The organism is Pseudomonas sp. MF08875 (assembly GCF_059862525.1).
Genome location: NZ_JCBCUW010000038.1, coordinates 19,989 through 40,451, shown reverse-complemented (window position 1 = coordinate 40,451; position 20,463 = coordinate 19,989). Strand labels below are relative to the sequence as shown.

General features: G+C 63.9%; 17 protein-coding genes. 5 read left to right on the top strand and 12 right to left on the bottom strand.

What is annotated here, in order from left to right:
- Positions 1-12: 12 nt before the first annotated feature.
- The 10 genes from AC19YT_RS20395 to AC19YT_RS20350 all read right to left on the bottom strand — a co-directional run bounded on the left by AC19YT_RS20395 (position 13) and on the right by AC19YT_RS20350 (position 14,024).
- A complete protein-coding gene (locus AC19YT_RS20395) occupies positions 13-3,045 on the bottom strand; it encodes a multidrug efflux RND transporter permease subunit (RefSeq protein WP_500610895.1) in 3,033 nt (1,010 codons plus the stop codon).
- Positions 3,046-3,059: 14 nt separating this feature from the next.
- A complete protein-coding gene (locus AC19YT_RS20390; RefSeq protein ID WP_095106504.1) occupies positions 3,060-4,211 on the bottom strand; it encodes an efflux RND transporter periplasmic adaptor subunit in 1,152 nt (383 codons plus the stop codon).
- Between the two features lie 205 nt (positions 4,212-4,416).
- Positions 4,417-5,517: a DUF1513 domain-containing protein gene (locus AC19YT_RS20385; protein ID WP_500610894.1), complete on the bottom strand. Its 1,101-nt coding sequence runs from the start codon at positions 5,515-5,517 to the stop codon at positions 4,417-4,419.
- A 14-nt stretch (positions 5,518-5,531) separates the two neighbouring features.
- Positions 5,532-6,596 carry an imelysin family protein gene (locus tag AC19YT_RS20380; protein WP_095106508.1) on the bottom strand — a complete coding sequence of 355 codons (1,065 nt, stop codon included), beginning with the start codon at positions 6,594-6,596 and terminating at the stop codon, positions 5,532-5,534.
- 29 nt (positions 6,597-6,625) lie between these two features.
- The gene (locus AC19YT_RS20375; protein WP_095106510.1) at positions 6,626-8,053 is read right to left on the bottom strand and encodes a di-heme oxidoreductase family protein; all 1,428 of its coding nucleotides are present in this window, start codon (positions 8,051-8,053) and stop codon (positions 6,626-6,628) included.
- 261 nt (positions 8,054-8,314) lie between these two features.
- A complete protein-coding gene (locus tag AC19YT_RS20370; protein WP_095106512.1) occupies positions 8,315-9,658 on the bottom strand; it encodes an imelysin family protein in 1,344 nt (447 codons plus the stop codon).
- A 221-nt stretch (positions 9,659-9,879) separates the two neighbouring features.
- Entirely contained in the window at positions 9,880-11,931 is a 2,052-nt protein-coding gene (locus AC19YT_RS20365; RefSeq protein WP_500610893.1) for a putative bifunctional diguanylate cyclase/phosphodiesterase, read from the bottom strand.
- 310 nt (positions 11,932-12,241) lie between these two features.
- Positions 12,242-12,838, bottom strand: a complete 597-nt coding sequence (locus AC19YT_RS20360; RefSeq protein WP_010452821.1) for a superoxide dismutase — start codon at positions 12,836-12,838, stop codon at positions 12,242-12,244.
- A 176-nt stretch (positions 12,839-13,014) separates the two neighbouring features.
- On the bottom strand, positions 13,015-13,617 hold the full coding sequence (locus tag AC19YT_RS20355; protein WP_095106516.1) for a LysE/ArgO family amino acid transporter: 603 nt from the start codon (positions 13,615-13,617) through the stop codon (positions 13,015-13,017).
- A gap of 5 nt (positions 13,618-13,622) precedes the next feature.
- Positions 13,623-14,024: an ACT domain-containing protein gene (locus tag AC19YT_RS20350; RefSeq protein WP_095106518.1), complete on the bottom strand. Its 402-nt coding sequence runs from the start codon at positions 14,022-14,024 to the stop codon at positions 13,623-13,625.
- A 149-nt stretch (positions 14,025-14,173) separates the two neighbouring features.
- On the opposite strand from AC19YT_RS20350, the gene AC19YT_RS20345 reads away from it, so the two are divergent.
- The 5 genes from AC19YT_RS20345 to AC19YT_RS20325 all read left to right on the top strand — a co-directional run bounded on the left by AC19YT_RS20345 (position 14,174) and on the right by AC19YT_RS20325 (position 19,170).
- A complete protein-coding gene (locus tag AC19YT_RS20345) occupies positions 14,174-15,061 on the top strand; it encodes a LysR family transcriptional regulator ArgP (RefSeq protein WP_095106520.1) in 888 nt (295 codons plus the stop codon).
- 117 nt (positions 15,062-15,178) lie between these two features.
- On the top strand, positions 15,179-16,171 hold the full coding sequence (locus AC19YT_RS20340) for an NAD-dependent epimerase/dehydratase family protein (protein ID WP_500610892.1): 993 nt from the start codon (positions 15,179-15,181) through the stop codon (positions 16,169-16,171).
- An 81-nt stretch (positions 16,172-16,252) separates the two neighbouring features.
- Positions 16,253-17,122 carry an ATPase gene (locus AC19YT_RS20335; RefSeq protein ID WP_095106524.1) on the top strand — a complete coding sequence of 290 codons (870 nt, stop codon included), beginning with the start codon at positions 16,253-16,255 and terminating at the stop codon, positions 17,120-17,122.
- A gap of 114 nt (positions 17,123-17,236) precedes the next feature.
- Positions 17,237-18,073, top strand: a complete 837-nt coding sequence (locus tag AC19YT_RS20330; protein WP_095106526.1) for a cache domain-containing protein — start codon at positions 17,237-17,239, stop codon at positions 18,071-18,073.
- A 206-nt stretch (positions 18,074-18,279) separates the two neighbouring features.
- On the top strand, positions 18,280-19,170 hold the full coding sequence (locus tag AC19YT_RS20325) for a helix-turn-helix domain-containing protein (protein WP_500610891.1): 891 nt from the start codon (positions 18,280-18,282) through the stop codon (positions 19,168-19,170).
- Here the strand turns inward: AC19YT_RS20325 and AC19YT_RS20320 are convergent, their stop codons facing one another.
- The gene (locus AC19YT_RS20320) at positions 19,171-19,347 is read right to left on the bottom strand and encodes a hypothetical protein (RefSeq protein ID WP_176465026.1); all 177 of its coding nucleotides are present in this window, start codon (positions 19,345-19,347) and stop codon (positions 19,171-19,173) included.
- Positions 19,348-19,488: 141 nt separating this feature from the next.
- Entirely contained in the window at positions 19,489-20,394 is a 906-nt protein-coding gene (locus AC19YT_RS20315) for a LysR family transcriptional regulator (RefSeq protein WP_095106530.1), read from the bottom strand.
- Positions 20,395-20,463: the final 69 nt, after the last annotated feature.

Here is a 20,463-nt window from a genome sequence, read left to right as displayed (position 1 = left end):
ATGCCTGCCGGTTCAGGCCTTTGCCTTGTCCGGCGCGGCCAGCAGGGTGTAGACGCACGGCAGCACGAACAGGGTGAACAGGGTGCCGATGGACATGCCGGTGGCGATCACGGTGCCGATATCGAAGCGGCTGACCGCCCCCGCGCCGCTGGCCAGAATCAGAGGCACCATGCCGAACACCATGGCCGCTGTGGTCATCAGCACCGGGCGCAGGCGAATGGCCGCCGCTTCTTCCACCGCCTCGCGGGCGCTCAGGCCTTTGTCGCGGCGTAGCTGGTTGGCGAACTCGACGATCAGGATGCCGTGCTTGCTAATCAGCCCAATCAACGTCACCAGGCCGACCTGGGTGTAGATGTTCAGGCTCGACCAGCCGAGAAACAGCGGAATCAACGCACCGCAGATCGACAGCGGCACCGTCACCAGGATCACCAACGGGTCGCGAAAACTCTCGAACTGCGCCGCCAGCACCAGAAAAATGATCGCCAGGGCCAGGGCGAACGTCACCCACAGGGCGCTGCCTTCCTGGACGAATTGCCGCGAAGCGCCGCCGTAGTCGAAGGCGTAGCCGGGGCCGGCTTCTTCCTGGGCGATCTGGCGCACGGTGTCGATGGCCTCGCCCATGCTCACCAGGGGGAAACCGGAAATCTTCGCCGCGTTCAATTGCTGGAACTGGTTCAACTGCCGAGGGCGGGCGCGGTCGCTGACGCTAATCAGGGTGGACAGCGGCAGTAACTGGCCCTGGGCGTTCTTCACGTAGTAAGTGTTCAGCCAGTCAGGGTTGTCGCGGTAGGCCCGCTCGACCTGGGCGATCACCTTGTAGCTGCGGCCCTCGATGGTGAACCGGTTGATTTCGGCTTCGCCCAGCAGGGTCGCCAGGGTGCCGCCCAGGTCCTGCATGGACACGCCCATCTGCGCCGCCTTGGCGCGGTCGATATCCACCACCACTTCCGGTTTGTCGAAGGCCAGGTCGATGTCCATGAAGGCGAACTTGCCCGACTCCAGCGCACGTTTTTTCACCCGGTCGGCGATTTGCAGCAGGGAGGCGTAGTCGTTGGCCGAGTTGATGATGAACTCGAACGGCAGGCCTTCGCCGGTGCCGGGCAGGGACGGCAGGTTAAAGCCGAAGATCTGTAGCCCCGTGATGGCGGCGAGTTTGCCCTGCACCTCGGGCAGGATCTGCATTTGCGTGCGGTCCCGTTCGTTCCAGGGCTTGAGCAGGAAACCGCCGATGCCCGATTGCACGCCGTTGTAGCCGTTGATCTGGAACGAGGAGTAGTACTCGGGGAACGCTTTGAAGATCGTGATGAATTCGTCGGTGTAGGTGTTGAGGTAGTCGAGGTTAGTGGGCTGCGGCGCGTTGGCCATCATGAAAATGATGCCCTGGTCTTCGTCTGGCGCCAGTTCCGTCTTGGTGAACTTGAGCAGCACCGGGATCAGGCACAGCACCATCACGGCGAACACCAGCACCACCGGCCGGGTGTTCAGGGTGCCGTGGAGCAGGCTTTGGTAGCGGCGCTTGAGGCCGTCGAAGATCAGGTCCAGGCGATGGGCCAGCCCAGACGGGTTCTCATCGTGGCGCAGGAGCAGGGCGCACATCATCGGCGAGAGGGTCAGGGCGACGATGCCGGAAATCACCACCGCCCCGGCCAGGGTCAGGGCGAACTCCTTGAACAACGCACCGGTCAGGCCTTCGAGGAAACCGATGGGGGCGTACACCGCCGCCAGGGTGATGGTCATCGATACCACCGGCATGGCGATTTCCCGGGCACCTTCGAGGGCGGCGTCCCGCGGCGTCTTGCCCTCTTCGATATGGCGGTGGATGTTCTCCACGACCACGATGGCGTCGTCCACCACCAGGCCGATGGCCAGCACCATGGCCAGCAGCGTTAGCAGGTTGATCGAGTAGCCCATCAACTGCATGAAGAACATCACGCCGATCATCGACAGCGGGATGGTAATCACCGGGATCACCACCGAACGCAGGGCGCCGAGAAACAGGAACACTACGACAATGACAATCAGCACCGCCTCGAACAGGGTCTTGACCACCTCGTCGATGGAGGCCTGGATAAACAGCGTCGCGTCGTAGGCTATTTCCGACTTGAGGTTGGGCGGTAGCTGGGCTTCCAGCTCGGGCATGATCTTGCGCACTTCCTTGATGACGTCCAACGGGTTGGCGCCAGGCGTGGCCTTGATGCCGATGTACACCGACGGCGTGCCGCCGAAGGAGCTGATGGAGTCGTAGTTTTCGGCACCCATTTCTACCCGCGCCACGTCGCGCAGCAGCACGCGGCTGTCGCCGTCGATTTTCACCGGGATCGCGGCAAAGGCTTCGGCGGACTTGAGTTCGGTGTTGGCGTTGATGCTGGTCACCGTGTACTCGCCCTTCACCTCGCCCGCGGCGGAAAGGAAGTTGTATTGGCGCACGGCGTTGGTCACGTCGGCGGCGCTCAGGCCGAAACCGGCGAGCTTGACCGGGTCCAGCCACAGGCGCATGGCAAACACCTGGTTGCCGAGGATTTCGGCCTCGGCCATGCCCGGCAGGGTGGCGAGCTTGGGCTGAATGACCCGCGACAGGTAGTCGGTGATCTGCGGGTTGCTCAGTTCCTGGCTGAAATAGCTGATGTACATCAGCGCCGAGGCGTCGGCGGCCTCTTTGCTCAGCACCGGGTCTTCGGCGTCCTGGGGCAGCTTGTTCTTGACTTCGTTGGCCTTGGCCAGCAGCTCGGTGAACAGGCGATCGCTGTTGGCGCCGATGCGCGCGTAGATGGAAATCACCGAGAAGTTCTGGCGGCTGACCGAGGTCATGTAGTCAATGCCTTCGGCGCTGGCCAGGCTTTGCTGCATCGGCTGGGTGATGTAGCCCTGGATGGTTTCGGCGTTGGCCCCGGGGTAGGCGGTGGTCACCGTGATAAGGGCGTTTTCCATTTGCGGGTATTGGCGCAGCGGCAACTTGCTGAAGGCCTGGAACCCCAGCAGCACAATCAGCAGGCTGACCACGGTGGCGAGCACCGGGCGGCGGATGAACGGGTCGGTAAAGGCCATGGGGGTTCCTTGAATCAGTCGGCGCGCGGCTGGCTGCTCTGTTCGTCAGGCAAGGTCTTGTCGGCACTGATGGCAAGGGTGGCGTTGTTGTCGAGCTTGATCTGCCCGGCGCTGACCACTTGTTCACCGCTTTTGAGGCCCTTGCTGATGAGCACCAGGCCATCACGGCGCTCGCCGGTCTCAATGAAACGCCGCTCGGCGATCAATACCGGTTGGCCGTTGGCGTCTTTTTCCACCTGGCCATCGGCGTTCTTTTTTTGCGCCACCACAAACAGCGAGTTGCCGTACAGGGTGTAGGTGATCGCGCTTTCCGGCACGACGATGGCGGGCTGCGGGTCGGGAAGCAGCACCTGGAGGCTGGCGAACATGCCGGGCAGCAACTGGCCGTCCGGGTTGGCCAGGGTGGCGCGTACCAACACATTGCGCGTGCTGTCCTCGACCTTGGGGTTGATGGCGCTGACCTGGGCAGTGAAGTCCTGTTGCGGGTAGGCCGAGACTTTAAGCTGCACCGATTGGCCCACGGTCAGTTTCGGCACCCATTGCTCGGGCACGTAGAAGTCGACATAGAGGCTGCTCAGGTCTTGCAGGGTGGCGATCACCGTGCCGCTGGCCAGGTAGTCGCCCACGTCCACCTGGCGAATGCCGATGGTGCCGCTGAACGGCGCGAGGATGCGCTTCTTGGCCAGGGACGCCTTGAGTTGGTTGACCGTGGCCTTGTGCTTTTGCAACTGCGCCGAGAGGCGGTCGAACTCGCCCTTGGAAATCGCCTGGCTGCCCACCAGTTGGCTGCCGCGGCCGTAGTCAAGTTTGGCCAGGCCCAGGTCGGCCTCGGCGGTTTCCAGCAGGGCGGCTTCCACGGCGCTGTCCAGTTGTACGATGGGTTGGCCGGCCTTGACCTTCTGCCCGGACTTGAACTGCACCTCTTGTACGGTGCCGGCGATCTCCAGGCTCAGGTTCACCCCTTGCAGGGCCTTGAGGCTGCCCACCGTCGGCAAACGACCCTGCCACGGCTGTTCGCGGGCCGTGGCCACCGCCACGCTGATGGGCGGCGGCGGCGCGGAAAACGCCTGGATCTGCTGATAAATGGAGAACGCCTTGTAGCCCGCCAGCAACAGGACGATCAGCAGGACAAGGCCCAACATGATAAGCATGCGGCGGCGCAGCATATTCCGGTTCCTTGGAGGGCGTTTGGCGAAATTGTCTGACAATCAGCGTGGCAGATTACTCCCGTTGCCGGGGAGATGACCAGATGTGTTCCGGCCATCCCCCGCCGTGTATCCGTGGGTACGCGGTTTGCCGGCGATGGCGATCTTGTGACCGTCATCGCGAGCCAGCTCTGCTCCTACAGGTAGGGGCAGTGGCCGTAGCGTTTCAGGCCATCAGGTGCAAGTGGTTGTCCCACAACCCGGCGGGCAGTTCCAGGGGCTGGGCCACCAGGTTGGGCTGGCGGCAGTCGTAGAAGCGGCAGCGGCCCTGGCCCGATGTGACGACAAAGCCATCGGCCACCGCACCCACGCCGGCACAGTCGGGCAGGGGCGCGTCGAGGCGCACCTGGGCGGTGTCCAGATCCCAGATAAAGAAGCGGTTGCCCCGTGGCGCCGTCAGGGCCACCAGGCGCAGCTCACTGTGCACGGCGACGCTGGCGGTGTAGTGCCCCATGGCCTGCAACTGTTCATCGGCCACCGGGAAGGGCACGAATGCCTGGCCGGGGCGCTTGATCGCCAGTAACTCGGAGCGCTCGTGGGACGGCCCCATGAACTGCTGCCCGGCGACGATGGTGCCGTCGCTGGCGATACCCAGGTGGCGCACGCTGTTCATCGGCTGGGCGAGGGTTTCCTTGCTCAGCAGGGTGCCGTCGCGCTGCATCAGCACCAGGCTGGGTTCCATGGCGTCGAGGTTCATCTCGACTCGGCTCTCGGCCTCGGTGCGGATGCCGCCGTTGGCCACCACCAGGGTTTCGCCGTCGGGCAGCCACGACACCTGGTGCGGGCCGATGCCGTGGGTGGAAATTTCGCCGCTGTGCACCAGGCGTTCACCCTCGAAGTGGTATACGCCGAGCAGGCCGCGCCCGGGGGCGGTGGTGTCGTTTTCCGTGGCGTAGAGCCACTGGCCGTCCTTGTGGATGACCGCGTGGCCATAAAAGTGCCGGTTCGGCTGCGAGGCGAGGGTTTGCAGCAGGGTGCCGTCGCGCAGGTCGATCAGGTAGCTTTCGGTGCCGGGGCGCCGCGCCACGAACAGCGCGATGGGCAGCGTGGGGTGGTTGATGATGTCGTGGCAGCGCTGGGTGACGCGGGTGGCGAACACCCGGGTGCCGTCCAGCCGATAGCCGACGGCGTAGTGCGCGCCGTCGCCGTCATCGCGCGCCGAGAGCAGCAGCGGGCTGCGGCCCTGGCGCTTGAACAGAGTCCAGCCACCCAGGGTCACCGCGCCGAGCAGCGCGCTGCCCAAGGCTAAAGCCTGACGTCGCAACATGGCACTTACCCTCATCAGTCACCGTCGTTGGCGTTGAAGCCCAGTTGAATGCCCAGCGCTTTGGCCAGTTCGCCTTCGTGCAGGCGATGGACCACGTTGAGGCTGTCGTAGAGGTCGTTGAGCTGCTGGCGGCCGGCATCGTCGCCGAGCATTTCGGTCAGCGAACGCTGGCTGCTGGCGAACAATGTCAGGGAGGCGGCGTAGGCGGCGTCGATCTTGTCGGCCAAGGCCTTCTGCTCGGCCGGCAACAGGCCGCGCAGGCCTTTGTTGTCCACCCCGGCCCACACGGTCTGGGCGGCGCTGAGGCTGGCTTCCAAGCCTTGCAGCGACGACTGGCTGCGCCACGCATCGGCCTGGAACGGCTGCGGGATGCCCTTGGTCTGGCGGCCCATGGGCGTGCCGAGTTTTTTCTTCAGGGTGTCCAGGGCGGTGACCTGGACGCGCAGCAGGTCGGCGATGGCTTCGTGGGAGTCGGCGTAGCGCTGGTTGGGGAACTTGCTCATCTGCGCGAGCATGCCGTCAGTGGTGTTCCAACCGGCGAGGATCTCTTCGGCCAGTTGCTTCTGGCGCTCGCCAATGGCCATCAGCAGCGGGCAGTAGCGCTCTTTTTGCGCGGCGTCGGCGAGGTCAACCTTGGCGTCGAACAGGATGTACTCGTAGGCCGACAGGCCTTGCACCACCACGCTGGATTTGCTCAGGGCCGCGGCATCGATCTGCGGCTGGGCGCTGACCAGTTGCTCGACCTGGCGGCCCACCAGGTTCTTTTTGTCTGGCCAGAACTGCACCTGCCAGGCGCGGTTGCCCTCGGCCAGTGGGCCGATCAGCAGCGGTTGCAACTGGGCCCAGGCTTTTTGCGCGTGGAGGAAATCGGCGCGGGCGGTGTCCAGGCTTGCGTTACCTTGGCAGTAGGCCAGGGCACTGGTAGCCAGTTGCCGGTCGGCGTCGACCCAGCGGCTGTAGGTCGGCAGGATCACCTGTTTGGCGATGGCCGCCGAGGTCACTGCTTGCGGGTCTTGGGGCGAGCACGCGCCGAGGGCGAGGGCGGCAAGGCTGGTGAACAACAACTTGGGACGGAACATGTCGGGCTCCCTTTGGGTGGGCAAGGCGTTTAAAGAGAATTCAGGAAGGCCAGCAACGCGGCGCGCTGCTCGGCATTAAAAGTCAAAACCTGTTGTTGTGCAGCCTGGGCCTCGCCGCCATGCCAAAGCACGGCTTCGAGCAGGTTGCGGGCGCGGCCGTCATGCAAAAACTGGGTGTGGCCGCTGACGGCCTCGGTCAAGCCGATGCCCCACAACGGCGGCGTGCGCCAGTCGCGGCCACCGGCGGTGAATTCTGTGCGGTTGTCGGCCAGGCCTTCGCCCATGTCGTGCAACAGCAGGTCGCTGTAGGGGCGGATCACCTGGTTGGCCAATTCGGGTTCGGCCGCGTTGGCTGCGGTGGTGTACTGCGGTGTGTGGCAAGACTGGCAACCGGCCTGGTAGAACAGGTTCTTGCCGGCCAGCACCTGCGGCGCCTCGACGTCGCGGCGCGCCGGCACCGCGAGGTTGCGGGCGTAGAACAGCACCAGGCGCAGGATGTTGTCGCTGACCTCCGGCTCGTCGTCGGGGCCATTGCCATTGGGCGCCTGCTTGCAGGCCACTTGGGTGTCGGTGCAGTCATCGACGGTTCTCAGGGAGGTGGTCAGGCCCATATCACCCGAAAACGCGTGAACGTTTTGTTGATTGAGGTTCGGCTGCCCGGCCTTCCAGCCAAATCGCCCGAGCACGGTTTTTTCCAGGGCGTCGTCCCACACGTAGTTAGGCCGCCCGGCGATGCCCTTGGCGTCGCGAGCCTGGGCCTGGGCGTTGGCCAGAATATCGGCCTCGGGGATGGCTTCGAGCAGGCCCAGGCCGATCATCGGCGGGGCGATGCGCGCGGAGAACCGCGTGTCCGGGTGCATCGGCCCGTAGCCCAGTTGGCTGAAGTTGAGCCGGGGCTTGCGCAACTGCACTTCGGTGCCGTCCTTGAAGCGCACGCTCAGCGGTTCGTAATCCACCCGCACCTTGCCTTCGGGGGTGACACCGGGTATCGCCATGTCCTGGAACTGGCCGCCGTACACCGGCTCGGGCACTACGCCCAGTTGCTCGATGACCTTGGCGTAGGCCGGATCATTGGGGATCGACAGGCGCACCAGCATCGACACCGCGTTGCTCGCGCTTGGCGTGGGCGGGTGGCCGCGGCCGTCCTTGATGTGGCAGTTCTGGCAGGCGTTGGTGTTGAACAGCGGCCCCAGGCCATCGCGGGCGGTGGTGGTGGACGGGGCGATCACCCAGGGGTTGCGGAAAAAACTGTTGCCCACGCTGAAGTCCAGGCGCCGGGTGGGCGACAGGTTGGCTGACGGCAGGGAGAAGGCGTTCTGGTCGCGCTTGTTCACCGTGGTCGCGCCGCCGGAGCGGGCCTCGCCAGGTTCGGCCTGGGTAAAGCGCGGGGCGTCATCGCAGGCACTCAAGCCCAGGGCCAACAGCAGAGTGGACAAGCGAAGCGGCAGCGAAGGCATCGGGTTTCCTGGGGGACGAGCCAAAAAGAAGGCGCAAAGTCTAACAGGGCGGGGGGATTTGAATAAGAGGAATTATCGTTTGCTTGACCCACAGCAGGGTTCTGCACGTGGGGGCATTCATGTGGGCGCGGGGCGGTTCGCGATGGCGGTGTGCCAGCGCCCAATAGGCGCTGGCTGTGAAACCACTATCGCGGGCAGGCCCGCTCCCACAGCGGTGGGTGTTGACTGAGGGGGGTTAGCCCCTCAGTGGTGCAGGCGCGATCAGAATTCGTGATCGGCGTTGTCTGGGTTCAGGTCGGTGATGCCCAGTTTGCCGGCGGCCTGTTCGATCGAACCGGTCTGCTTGACCAGGGCGGCGATGGCGTCGCGCACGATCTGGTTGCCCGCAGTGTTGCCGGCGCCGATCAGTTGGTCGTAGTGCTCACCCTTGTTGGCGTGGTCGACGATCACTTGCATCTTCGCTTCGGTCGCTTCTAGGTCGGCCTTGAGGGCGCTGTCGGCGGCCGGGTCGGCCTTGGCCACCAGGGACGAGAGGCTGGCGCCGCTCATTTTGGTGCCGTCGGTGCGGGTGTACTCGCCCAGGTAGACGTTGCGGATGCCCTTGGCGTCGAAGAACTGCGAGTTGTGGGTGTTGTCGCTGAAGCAGTCGTGTTCGTCTTCCGGCGAGTTGGCTTCCAGGGACACCTTCATGCGTTCGCCCGCCAGTTCACCCAGCGACAGGCTGCCCATGCCGAACAGCATCTTGCGCAGGCCGGTGCCCACCGGTTCGGCTTGCAGGGTGGCGCGGTAGTTGTCGGCCACGTTGGGCTTCCAGTTGCCGACCATTTCTTCCAGGTCGCTGACCAGCAGTTGGGTCACGGCTTTGAGGTAGGCGCGGCGGCGCTCGTTGTGGCCACCGGTGGCGCCGGCGCCTTCGAGGTAGTCAGTGGCTGGGCGGTTGCCGGCGCCCGGGCCGGTGCCGTTGAGGTCCTGGCCCCAGAGCAGGAATTCGATGGCGTGGTAGCCGGTGGCGACGTTGGCTTCGGAACCGCCCAGCTCATTGAGGCTGGCCAGTTTCTCGGCGGTGATGTCCTTGACGTCGATCTTGTCTTCGCCGACCTGAATCTCGGTGTTGGCGATGATGTTGGCAGTGGCGCCGGGGTTGCCCAGGGCGTGCTCGTAGCTCTTGTCGACGTAGTCGATCAGGCCTTCGTCCAGGGGCCAGGCGTTAACTTGGCCTTCCCAGTCGTCGATGATGGTGTTGCCGAAGCGGAACACTTCGCTTTGCAGGTACGGTACGCGGGCCGCAACCCAGGCAGCCTTGGCGGCGCTCAGGGTGTCGGCGTCGGGCTTGGCCAGGAAGGCGTCGATGGCGGTTTGCAGGGTCTTGGCGGTGGACGCCGAGTCGCTGTAGACGGCGTAGACGATGTCGGCGTAGTGGGCGACAACGGCCTTGGCGGCGGCTTCGTCAACCGTGCCGGCGCTAGCGGCAGCAGGGGCGGCGGGCGCGGTGGCGGCGGGCGTCGGGGCTTGCGGCGCGCCAGGCTTGTCTTTGCCTTCGCCGCAACCGGCGAGGGAAATAGCGATGGCCAACAGACTGGCGGTAGCCAGAGGCATACGAATCATGGCGAACATCCTGCTTTTAAGAGAGGGGGCTGGCGCGGTGCGCGCGCGAAACTGCGACATAATGCAAATCTTTCGCATTATGTGTAAAGGGCCACTGTTGCAAATAGTTTTCCCCTGTGGGAGTGGGCTTTGCCCGCGAAGGCGGCCTGCCAGCCGCTGCAGAGGTAGCGAATGTACTGGTCCCATCGCGGGCAGGCCCGCTCCCACAGGGTGGGGCGCGGTTACAGGATCGCTGCGTTGCTGCGCTGCGCCTGCTTGAGGTAGGCGGCCAGTTCCCGGGCCGGCAGGGGTTTGCTGTAGTGGTAGCCCTGGCCCTCGTGGCAGCCCTCGGAAATGATGTACGCCTCCTGCTCGGCGGTTTCCACGCCTTCGGCGATCACCTGCATGCCCAGGCTTTTGCCCAGTTGGATGATGGCCCGCACGATGGTGGCATCGTCGTCGTCATCGAGCAGGTCCTGGACGAAGCTCTTGTCGATCTTGATCTTGTCCAGCGGCAGGCTCTTGAGGTAGCTCAGGGACGAGTAGCCGGTGCCGAAGTCGTCGATGGCGATCAACGCCCCGGAGCGGCGCAGGCTCAGTAGGTGCTGGGCGGCGGTGCTGATGTCTTCCATCAGGCCGGTTTCGGTGACTTCCAGCTCCAGGCTGCGCGGCGGCAAGCGGTATATCTGCAGCAGGTTGTTGACCACCCGCGGCAGCTCGGCGTGGTGCAGTTGCACCGTGGACAGGTTGACCGCCATGCGCAGGTCGGCGAACCCCTGGTCGTGCCATTCGCGCAGTTGGCGGCAGGCCTGGTCGAGCACCCATTCGCCGATGGCGATGATGCTGCCGTTCTGCTCGGCCAAGGGGATGAACAGGTCCGGCGGGACCAAACCGTGTTCCGGGTGCTGCCAACGGATCAGCGCCTCGACCCCCACCACGCGGTGGTCGCGGTAGCTGATCTGCGGCTGGTAAACCAGATACAGCTGGTCGCGGGCCAGGGCCTCGCGCAGGTCTTTTTCCAGCTCGCGGCGCCGGCGCATTTCGCTATCGACGCTGGCGATGTAGAACTGATAACGGTTGCGCGAGCGGGTTTTGGCCAGGGTCATGGTCTGCTCGGCCTTTTGCAGCAGCTTCTCGGTGCTGTCGCCGTCCTCGGGGAACAGGGTGATGCCGATGGTGGCCCGCAGGCGGATTTCCTGGTGGTCGAGGGCGAAGGGCGCTTCCAGGTCATCGAGAATGCTTTGTGCCAGCTCGGCGGCTTCGTAGGGTTGTTCGATATCGGCCTGGACCAGGGCGAACTGATCGCCACCCAAGCGCGCGAGCGCGCCGAGGCGGCCGCTGTGGGCCCGCAGGCGATCGGCCAGGGCCAGCAGCAATTGGTCGCCGGCCTGGTAGCTGAACTGCTCGTTGATGCTCTTGAAGTCGTCCAGGCCTACGCAAATCACCGCCACGCGGCGTTGCAGGCGCCCGGCGTCAACCAGGATCTTGTCCAGTTGCTGCTGCAACTGCTGGCGGTTGGGCAGGCCGGTGAGGAAGTCGTACTGGGCCATGCGCAGCAGGCTGTTTTCTGCTTCGTGGCGCAGATGGGTGTTGCGCTCGATGGATTCGAGCAACTGGTTGGCGGTGTTGATCCACATCCCCAGTTCGTTCTTTTCATGGCCCTTGAGCTGCGGGATTTTGTGCTCGCTGGGGCGGTCGGGGTTGATGGTGGTCAGGTGTTCGATGATGCGCGACAGCGGCTTGGTCAGCAGCCAGTGGTAGACCAGGTACAGCACCAGCCCCATGGCCAGGGCGCGCAACACGCCGGAGATAAAAATGATGACCGAACTGATGATGAAACTCTGGCCATAGGTGGCGGTGTCGAGGGTGATGCTCAGGTCGCCGTAATACTCGCTGTAGGGCCCGCGGCCCACCAGTTGGGTGGTGAAGGTGCGCTCCTGGCCCAGGATCAGGTCGGTCAGCCAGCGGCTGGGGGACTGCTGCAACTCGCGGCTTTTTTGCGCCAGCATGGTTTCGTTGGGATGGCCGATGGAGGCCATACGCACCGCGTCGTCCTGGAACAGCCCTTCGATCACCTGCATGCCCATTTCCCGGTCCAGGCTATAGACAGCCTGGGTCGAAGGGTCGCGGAACATATCGAGGATACGCTGGGCGTCGTTGGCGACTGCCTGGCGGGTTTTGTAGGCATCGAACACGATTTGCGCGCAACTCAGGACCACGCCGACGGTCAACGCCGACAACAGCACCACCCGGAGCAGCTTCACCGACAAGCTGTTTTTGAGTTCCAGCTTCAAAGGGTAATTCCTTGTTCCGTGCGGATAGCGTCAAGATGCCATGAGTATTGGCAATCCCGTGGTGGCAGTCAAAGGGACATTCAAGCCTGAGGTGTTTTGTCCGTCGTGTGCCCGGGGTGCAGTCGGACGCTGATGACTGTGGCGGTCGTGGCTCGGCACGACTTGAGACACGCCTGCCGATTTCCCTGGGGGTTGATGTTAGCGTGCCATGACGCGCAGGCAAGGCGCAATTGGTAGGCCGGCCTGGGTTCAGTGGGGCGCAAAATGCAAAAAACCCGGCAATGCCGGGTTTTTTGTACTGCAAGCGAGCTTAAGCGGTGAAGGTTTTGCCTTCGAACTGCTCAGCCACGAACTTCCAGTTGACCAGGTTCCAGAACGCTTCCACATACTTTGGACGCACGTTGCGGTAGTCGATGTAGTAGGCGTGTTCCCAGACGTCGCAGGTCAGCAGCGGGGTGTCGCCGCTGGTCAGCGGGTTGCCGGCGCCGATGGTGCTGGCCAGGGCCAGAGAACCGTCAGCCTTTTTCACCAGCCAGCCCCAGCCGGAGCCGAAGGTGCCGACGGAAGTCTTGGTGAACTCTTCCTTGAACTTGTCGAACGAGCCGAAGGCAGCATTGATGGCTTCAGCCAGCGCGCCAGTCGGTTGACCGCCGGCGTTTGGCGCCAGGCAGTTCCAGTAGAAGGTGTGGTTCCACACTTGGGCTGCGTTGTTGAAGATGCCGCCCGAGGAAGTCTTGACGATTTCTTCCAGGGTCTTGCCTTCGAACTCGGTGCCTGGCACCAGGTTGTTCAGGTTCACGACGTAGGTGTTGTGGTGCTTGTCGTGGTGGAATTCCAGGGTTTCCTTGGAAATGTGCGGCTGCAGGGCATCGTGTGCGTAGGGCAGCGGCGGCAATTCGAAAGCCATGTTGATTCTCCTAATCAGGTCTGTTGCGGTGAGCGCAAGGCCGATCACGGGCGGCCAAACAAGCGCCGTGGAGTTTGTACTCTTTGCGGCGCAGGGGCTGGATCATAGCACCGGGGGGGCGGCATAACCACGCAACAACTGTGTGGGATAGAGGTTCCAGAGCGTTTGGGAATAAGTCATGCGGCGCTTATCAGCTGGTACGCCACGCCGAACATCATCGCCGCCACCAGCAGGTCGAGGATGCGCCAGGTGGCCGGGCGCGCCAGCCATGGGGCCAGCCATGCCGCGCCCAGGGCCAGGGCGGAAAACCACAGGAACGAGGCACTGGCGGCGCCCGCCACATAGGCGCCGGGTTCGGTCTGCTGGGCGCCGAGGGAACCGATCAGCAGCACCGTGTCGAGGTAGACGTGGGGGTTGAGCAGGGTCACCGCCAGGGCACTGAGCATCACCGCGCGCAGCGAGCGCACCTTCTGCCCTTCGCCCTGGCCCAGGCTTTGCCGCGAGCAGGCGCGGCGCAGCGCCAGGGTGCCGTACCACAACAGGAACGCCGCCCCGCCCCAGCGTGCCACCGCCAGCAGTATGGGGTTGTGTGCCAGCACCGTGGCCAGGCCGAACACCCCGGCGGCCACCAGCAACGCATCGCACACCACGCACAACGCGGCCACCGGCAGGTGATGTTCGCGGCGCAGGCTTTGCGCCAGGACGAAAGCGTTCTGCGTACCAATGGCCATGATGAGCCCTAGCGCGACCAACAATCCGTTCACATAGCTTTGCCACATAAGGTTTACTCCGCGCCCGCCGCCAGTTGCTCAAGCACCGTCATGGCGCGCTCGGCATCGGCCTGGCCGACGAACAGATGGTCATGGAAGTACCCGGCGATCACATTGCAACTGATCCCGGCGCGGCCCAGCGCACTGGCGAACGCGGCGGTCAGGCCGACAGCGGCGAGGGCCGAGTGCACGTTGAGGGTGATCCACGCAGCTACATAGTCGAAGTTGAACCCGGCGCGCACGGCCTGGCGCCGCTCCAGAATCACCGTCAGGCCTTCGCGCTCGCGAAAACTGCCGATCACTTCGCAACCCTGGGGCAGTTGGCCATCGCGGATGGTGCAGAACACGTACTCGCCGTCGTTCAGGTGTGGGCTCATGCTGCGCAGCAGCGTGTCGAGGGCGGTTTCGCCGGCCATGGGAAGTGTCCTTGAAGATTGAGGTCGATATGCCGCGCGCGCCTTGGCGAGCAGGCTTGGGGCATTGCGCAGCATCGGATGGCTCGCATTCTGCGGTGCAGGCCTGTATAAGAAAAACCAATATTGCTGATCGCCCATTAGGAAAACTGATGTTCGACTACAAATTGCTATCGGCCCTCGCCGCCGTGGTCGAACAGGCCGGGTTTGAGCGCGCGGCGCAGGTGCTGGGCTTGTCCCAATCGGCCATTTCCCAGCGCATCAAACTGCTGGAGGCGCGCATCGGCCAACCGGTGTTGGTACGGGCCACGCCGCCGGCGCCGACGGAAATCGGCCGACGCCTGCTCAACCACGTGCAGCAGGTGCGTTTGCTCGAACGCGACCTGCAAACCCTGGTGCCGGCCCTGGATGAAGAAGGCTTGCCGGAACGGCTGCGCATCGCCCTCAACGCCGACAGCCTGGCGACCTGGTGGGCCGAGGCGGTGGGGGATTTCTGCGCCGAGCAGCACCTGTTGCTGGACTTGATCGTGGAAGACCAAACCGTGGGCCTCAAACGCATGCGCGCCGGCGAAGTGGCCGCGTGCGTGTGCGCCAGCGAGCGCCCGGTGGCCGGTGCGCGCAGCGTGCTGCTGGGGGCAATGCGCTACCGGGCCCTGGCCAGCCCGGCGTTTGTCGCCCGGCACTTCCCCCAAGGGGTGAAGGCCGAGCAACTGGCCCGCACCCCGGCGCTGGTGTTCGGCCCGGATGACTTTCTCCAGCATCGTTTTCTGGCGTCAGTGGGCGTCACAGGCGGTTTCGAGCACCATTTGTGCCCGTCCTCCGAAGGCTTTATCCGCCTCGCCGAAGCGGGCCTGGGCTGGGGCCTGGTGCCCGAGTTGCAGGTGCGCGAGCAACTGGCCCGGGGCGTGCTGGTGGAACTGCTGCCAGATAAGCCCATCGACGTGCCGCTGTACTGGCATCATTGGCGCAATGGCGGCCAACTGCTGGGCCTGCTCACCGAACACCTCGTACGCTCAACCAAACAATGGCTGGTGGCTTGAACACCCATGCCAGCGTCAACAACAACCCAGTAGTAGCTGCAAGCTCAAAGCTAAAGCCAAGGCTTGAGGCTTGAGGCTTACAGCTCAAAGCTTGCAGCTGCTTTTTAAGGAATATGAATGAAAATTCTGGTCACCGGCGCAAGCGGCTTTATTGGCGGGCGTTTTTCCCGTTTTGCCCTGGAGCAGGGCCTACAGGTGCGGGTCAACGGGCGTCGGGCCGAAGCGGTCGAGCATTTGGTGCGCCGTGGTGCCGAGTTCGTCCAGGGCGATTTGAGCGATGGCTTGTGGGTGCGCGAGTTGTGCCGCGACGTCGATGCGGTGGTGCATTGCGCCGGTGCGGTGGGGCTGTGGGGGCGTTATCAGGACTTTCACGACGGCAACGTGCTGCTGACCGAAAACGTCGTCGAGGCGTGCCTCAAGCAAAATGTGCGGCGCCTGGTACACCTGTCTTCGCCCTCGATGTACTTCGACGGCCGCGATCACTTGGGCCTGACCGAAGAGCAAGTGCCCAAGCGCTTTAGCCACCCCTACGCGGCCACCAAGTACCTGGCCGAGCAGAAAGTCTTCGGCGCCCAGGAGTTCGGCCTTGAAGTGCTGGCCCTGCGCCCACGCTTTGTCACCGGCGCCGGCGACATGAGCATCTTCCCGCGCCTGCTCAAGATGCAGCGCAAGGGGCGCCTGGCGATTGTCGGCAACGGCTTGAACAAGGTGGACTTCACCAGCGTGCAAAACCTTAACGAGGCCTTGCTCGCCAGCCTGCTGGCCAACGGCTCGGCCCTGGGCAAGGCGTACAACATCAGCAACGGCGCGCCGGTGCCGCTGTGGGATGTAGTCAACTACGTGATGCGCCAGATGCAGGTGCCCCAGGTTACCCGTTACCGTTCCTACGGCCTGGCCTACAGCGCTGCGGCGCTCAACGAAGGGCTGTGCAAACTCTGGCCCGGGCGCCCCGAGCCGACGCTGTCGCGCCTGGGCATGCAGGTGATGAACAAGAACTTCACCCTGGACATCAGCCGCGCCCGGCATTACCTGGGTTATGAGCCGAGCGTCAGCCTGTGGTCGGCCCTTGATGAGTTTTGCGCCTGGTGGCAAGCCCAGCACCCTGCCTGAAAACCGCCGCGCCCGCTCAACGGGGCGGCTTAGGGGTTTATACTCGCGCCATTCATTCCGGCCGCTCACAAAGGTTGCCCCATGCGTAACGATGCACACGACGACTTCGATGATGTTCCGAGCCTGCGGGCCGACCCCCTCGATGACGACTTCGCCCCCAACCCCGCCGCCCGCGAACGCACCAGCGTGCACTCGCGGCCCGTACCGGCGGCCAAGGTCAAGGTGCCGAGTACCGGGCCGCTGTGGGCGTTGGTCGGCGCGCTGTTCTTCGCCTTTGTCGGCCTGGCCTGGTGGAGCTTCCAGCAAATCTCGCTGATGGAGCAGCAACTGGTGGCAACCCAGGAAAGCTTTGCGCGCATCAGCGAAGAAGCGGCAGGGCGCTTGCAGGCGATCTCCGGCAAGGTGGTGGCCAGTGAGTCGAACGTCAACAGCGGCAGCGAAGCGCTGAAACTGCAAATCAAGCAACTGGAAAGCAAGTTGCTGGAGCAGAACAACCAGTTGCTCGAACAGAACAAGCAACAACAAGGCGTGGCGGGGCAGGCCACCGACCTGGACAAACGCCTGGCGCAGATCAGCAGCCAAGCCAACACCCACGCCACTGAATTGCAAACCGCCACCAGCCAGTTGCAGGCGCAGGTCAAGGCCCTGGGCACCGAACTGGCCGCCCTCAAGAGCGCCCAACCGGACACCAGCAAGGTCGATGCCCAGCTCAAGAGCCTGGGCGGTGAGATCGCCGCGCTGAAAAAACAGGGCAACCCGAGCGCGGCCATCGAACGCCTTGAACAAGACCTGCTGGTGCTCAAAAGCGAGCAGGACAACCGCCCGGCCAGCCCGGCAGGTGGAGCCAGTACGGCGGAGTTCGACGCCTTTCGCGGCCAGGTCACCCGTAACATCAACACCTTGCAAAGCCAGATCCAGAACCTGCAACAACAGATCAGCGCCCGCCGCTGACCTCTGGCCCACCCGGGCGGCGATGCCGCCCCGACCCTACAAAACCTGAATACCCTCCCATAGCCGCCAACCCGTCTACGCTGTTCACACGTCAACAGGAGCGAGGAATGGGCAATGAAGTACCTGCACAAAATGGCATGGTTGGGCTGTTTGCTGATGTTGCCGCTGGCGCCGGCCCACGCGGCCGATGATGGCCAAGCCGCGCGGGCCTTGCTGGAAAAGGCCCTGGCCTACTACCACGACAACGGCGACAAGGCCTTCGCCGCCTTCAGCCGTCAGGGTGAGTTCGTCGACAAGGATCGCTACGTATTTGTGGTCGACACCAAGGGCACGATGCTCGCCAGCGGCGGGCCGTCGTCGGCGCTGATCGGCCGCGATGTCAGCGAAGTGCTCGGCCCAGACCTGCAAAAAACCTTCAAGGACGCCCTGAAAATCCCCGAGGGCAATGGCATCCAGCAAGCCGAATACCGCTGGCGCAACTGGGCCGACGGCAAGGTCGAGCGCAAGCATGTGTACTACCAGCGCATCGGCCAGCGCATTCTTGCCGTCGGCTACTACCTGCCACGGGCCTCGGCCGAACAGGCCAAGGCGCTGCTCGACAAGGCCGCCGCCGACCTGGCCAAGGACGAAAAGGGCACGCTGGCGGCCATCAACACCCTCAAGGGCGGTTACCTGGAAGATGACCTCTATGTTTTCGTCGTCGACCTCGACACCCGCCGCTACGTGGCCCACGGCACCCAGCTGCGGCTTATCAACACCGACTTTGGCAAGGTCGTAGACCCTGAGGGCAAACCCGTGGGCGAGCCGATCCTGGCGTTGATCGCGGGGCAGGATGAGGGCGAATACCAATACCGCTGGAAAAACCCGGTCACCGCCAAGGTGGAAAACAAACACGCCTACCTGAAAAAGGTCGGGCACTTCCTGGTGGCCGTGGGGTACTACAGCCCTTGAGGTCACCCACCAAGCGCTGTACCTGACAAAGCCGCCCCACGGGCGGCTTTGTTCATGGGGCCGTCAGACGTTGCCTTGAGAAAAGGCTGAACTGGCGCCCAATGCTTGCATTTTGGCCGTGGCTCCCCTTCAAATGCAGGAGCAATGATGGGTAACCCGCTCAGCGGTATGTAAACCGCTCCACTCCCAGAGGCCTGGATGCAGTTATGAACAAGCCTGCCCTACCTTCCATCCCGGTGTTCACGCTCTATGGCGAAAGCCTCGGCTGGCCGACCCCGGACCTGCTGCACTGTGAAACCATCTCCCACCGCAGCCGCGAGCACCAATGGGAAATCAAACCCCATCGCCACGCCGACCTGTGCCAGTTGTTGTTTGTGCACAAGGGCCAGGCGCAGATCGAGGTCGACGGCCAGCACTGGCAGGTGGACGAGGCGGCGATCCAGATCCTGCCACCGCAGAGCGTGCACGGTTTTCGTTTCAGCGAAGAGGTCCAGGGTTATGTGCTGACCCTGGCCGCGCCCTTGCTCGCCCATTTGCAGGCGCAACTGGGCCAGGCCCTGGGCACCCTGACCGTGGCCGAAAGCTACCCGGTGGGCGCCGACGGCGATTACCTCGAAGGGTTGTTTGGCGCCTTGCAGCGTGAGTACATCGGCCATCAACCGGCGCGGGACATGCTCATGCATTCACTGCTCAGCGTGATCGTGGTGTGGCTGGGGCGCCAGGTGCAGCAGCGGCGCCAGAGCGAACAACGCCCGCAACGGGCGCGCGAGTACCTCAACGGCTACCTGCAACTGGTCGAAACCCACTACCGCGAGCATGTCAAAGTCGAAGACCTGGCCCATCAACTGGGCATCTCGGTGTCGCACCTCAACGGCACTTGCCGCGAACTGGCGGGGCAACCGGCGTTGCAGATCATGCACGAGCGCCAGTTGCTCGAAGCCAAGCGCCTGCTGACCTACACCAGCATGACGATCTACGAAATGTCCGAAGCCCTGGGTTTTTCCGACCCGACCAACTTCACCCGCCTGTTCCGCCGGCGCGTGGGCATCTCGCCCAAGGCTTTTCGCGACCGCCTCAAAGCCGGCCCGCGCGGCTGACTACCTCAGCGCATTGAGGGTTGCGGTGTGTGGGATGCAATGCTCGGCACCGCAACTGGCGGCAATGCGCGGCTCCTGGCGTGCCTGCTCGACGCGATAGGCCGCGGCGCCGTACAGCGCCAGGGTGAACGTGCAGGTGACAAAAATGGCGAAGAATCTTCTTGTTTTGATGTTCATGGCAGCGACCTCTGAACGAATACCCGGGGGGTACTGGTTTGAGCATAGGCCAGCCGTGGGTAGATGCCATGAGATTGCTATCGGGGTATTCAGGCCGCTGATGGGCCTGTTGTTTCTGTAGCAAGCGGGCAAGCCCGCTTGCTACAGGCCCACGTCCCAAATCGGTTCCTGGGGAAAGCGCAGCACCAGAAAATCCAGCACGCTGCGCAGCGCCGCCGGCATGTGTTTGCGCGAGGCGTAGACCGCGTAGATGTTCATCTGCCGCGGTTCGGCTTGCGGCAGCAGGCGGATCAACTCGCCGCTGTGCACATGCACGCCGGCCTGATAGCTGGGCAGCATCGCAATGCCGGCGCCGGCCAGGGTGGCGCGTAACAGGGTGCTGGCCTCGTTGGCGCTGATGTTGCCCTGTACCGGCACCGACAGCGGTTCGCCGCCCTGCTCGAAGTGCCACAGGCTCTTGCCGAAGTAGGAATGGGTCAGGCAATTGTGCTGGCTCAGGTCCTCGACCCGCCGGGGCGCCGGGTGTTCGCGCAGGTACGCCGGGGCGGCGCACACCAGCGAGCGGCACACCGTCAGGCGCCGGGCGATGAGGTTGGGGTCCAGGTCGTTGCTGGTGCGGATCGCCAGGTCGATGCGCTCGTCCACGAGGTTCACCGTACGGTCGAGCATTTGCAGGTCGATGCTCACCCCGGGGTAGCGCTTGACGTACTCGGCCATGGCGTCGGCCAGTTGCGCCTGGCCGAACGAGGTGCTTACGCTCAGGCGCAGCAGGCCGCGCGGGGCGTCATCCGGCTCGCTGACGGCGGCTTGCATGTCGGCGCTCAATTCCAGCATCTGCCGGCAGCGCGGCAGGATTTCACTGCCGGCGGCGGTCAGGCTCAACTTGCGCGTGGTGCGGTGCATCAGGCGCGCACCGACCCAATCTTCCAGTTCCGCCAGATACCGCGACACCACCGGCCGCGACAGGTCTAGGTGCTCAGCGGCGGCCGACTGGCTGCCCAGGTCCACCACCGTGACAAACACCCGCATTGCGTGAAGACGATCCATGATTTGCCCGCTTTCAGAAACAAACTATGTTCGAGCATCGCATTTTTCAGTGCCAATGACCTCACTAAG

Excerpts from the sequence above, each read along its gene's own strand:
- AC19YT_RS20395 (WP_500610895.1), bottom strand. The coding sequence starts at position 3,045 with ATGGCCTTTACCGACCCGTTCATCCGCCGCCCGGTGCTCGCCACCGTG.
- AC19YT_RS20390 (WP_095106504.1), bottom strand. The coding sequence starts at position 4,211 with ATGCTGCGCCGCCGCATGCTTATCATGTTGGGCCTTGTCCTGCTGATC.
- AC19YT_RS20385 (WP_500610894.1), bottom strand. The coding sequence starts at position 5,517 with ATGTTGCGACGTCAGGCTTTAGCCTTGGGCAGCGCGCTGCTCGGCGCG.
- AC19YT_RS20380 (WP_095106508.1), bottom strand. The coding sequence starts at position 6,596 with ATGTTCCGTCCCAAGTTGTTGTTCACCAGCCTTGCCGCCCTCGCCCTC.
- AC19YT_RS20375 (WP_095106510.1), bottom strand. The coding sequence starts at position 8,053 with ATGCCTTCGCTGCCGCTTCGCTTGTCCACTCTGCTGTTGGCCCTGGGC.
- AC19YT_RS20370 (WP_095106512.1), bottom strand. The coding sequence starts at position 9,658 with ATGATTCGTATGCCTCTGGCTACCGCCAGTCTGTTGGCCATCGCTATT.
- AC19YT_RS20360 (WP_010452821.1), bottom strand. The coding sequence starts at position 12,838 with ATGGCTTTCGAATTGCCGCCGCTGCCCTACGCACACGATGCCCTGCAG.
- AC19YT_RS20355 (WP_095106516.1), bottom strand. The coding sequence starts at position 13,617 with ATGTGGCAAAGCTATGTGAACGGATTGTTGGTCGCGCTAGGGCTCATC.
- AC19YT_RS20350 (WP_095106518.1), bottom strand. The coding sequence starts at position 14,024 with ATGGCCGGCGAAACCGCCCTCGACACGCTGCTGCGCAGCATGAGCCCA.
- AC19YT_RS20345 (WP_095106520.1), top strand. The coding sequence starts at position 14,174 with ATGTTCGACTACAAATTGCTATCGGCCCTCGCCGCCGTGGTCGAACAG.
- AC19YT_RS20340 (WP_500610892.1), top strand. The coding sequence starts at position 15,179 with ATGAAAATTCTGGTCACCGGCGCAAGCGGCTTTATTGGCGGGCGTTTT.
- AC19YT_RS20335 (WP_095106524.1), top strand. The coding sequence starts at position 16,253 with ATGCGTAACGATGCACACGACGACTTCGATGATGTTCCGAGCCTGCGG.
- AC19YT_RS20330 (WP_095106526.1), top strand. The coding sequence starts at position 17,237 with ATGAAGTACCTGCACAAAATGGCATGGTTGGGCTGTTTGCTGATGTTG.
- AC19YT_RS20325 (WP_500610891.1), top strand. The coding sequence starts at position 18,280 with ATGAACAAGCCTGCCCTACCTTCCATCCCGGTGTTCACGCTCTATGGC.
- AC19YT_RS20320 (WP_176465026.1), bottom strand. The coding sequence starts at position 19,347 with ATGAACATCAAAACAAGAAGATTCTTCGCCATTTTTGTCACCTGCACG.
- AC19YT_RS20315 (WP_095106530.1), bottom strand. The coding sequence starts at position 20,394 with ATGGATCGTCTTCACGCAATGCGGGTGTTTGTCACGGTGGTGGACCTG.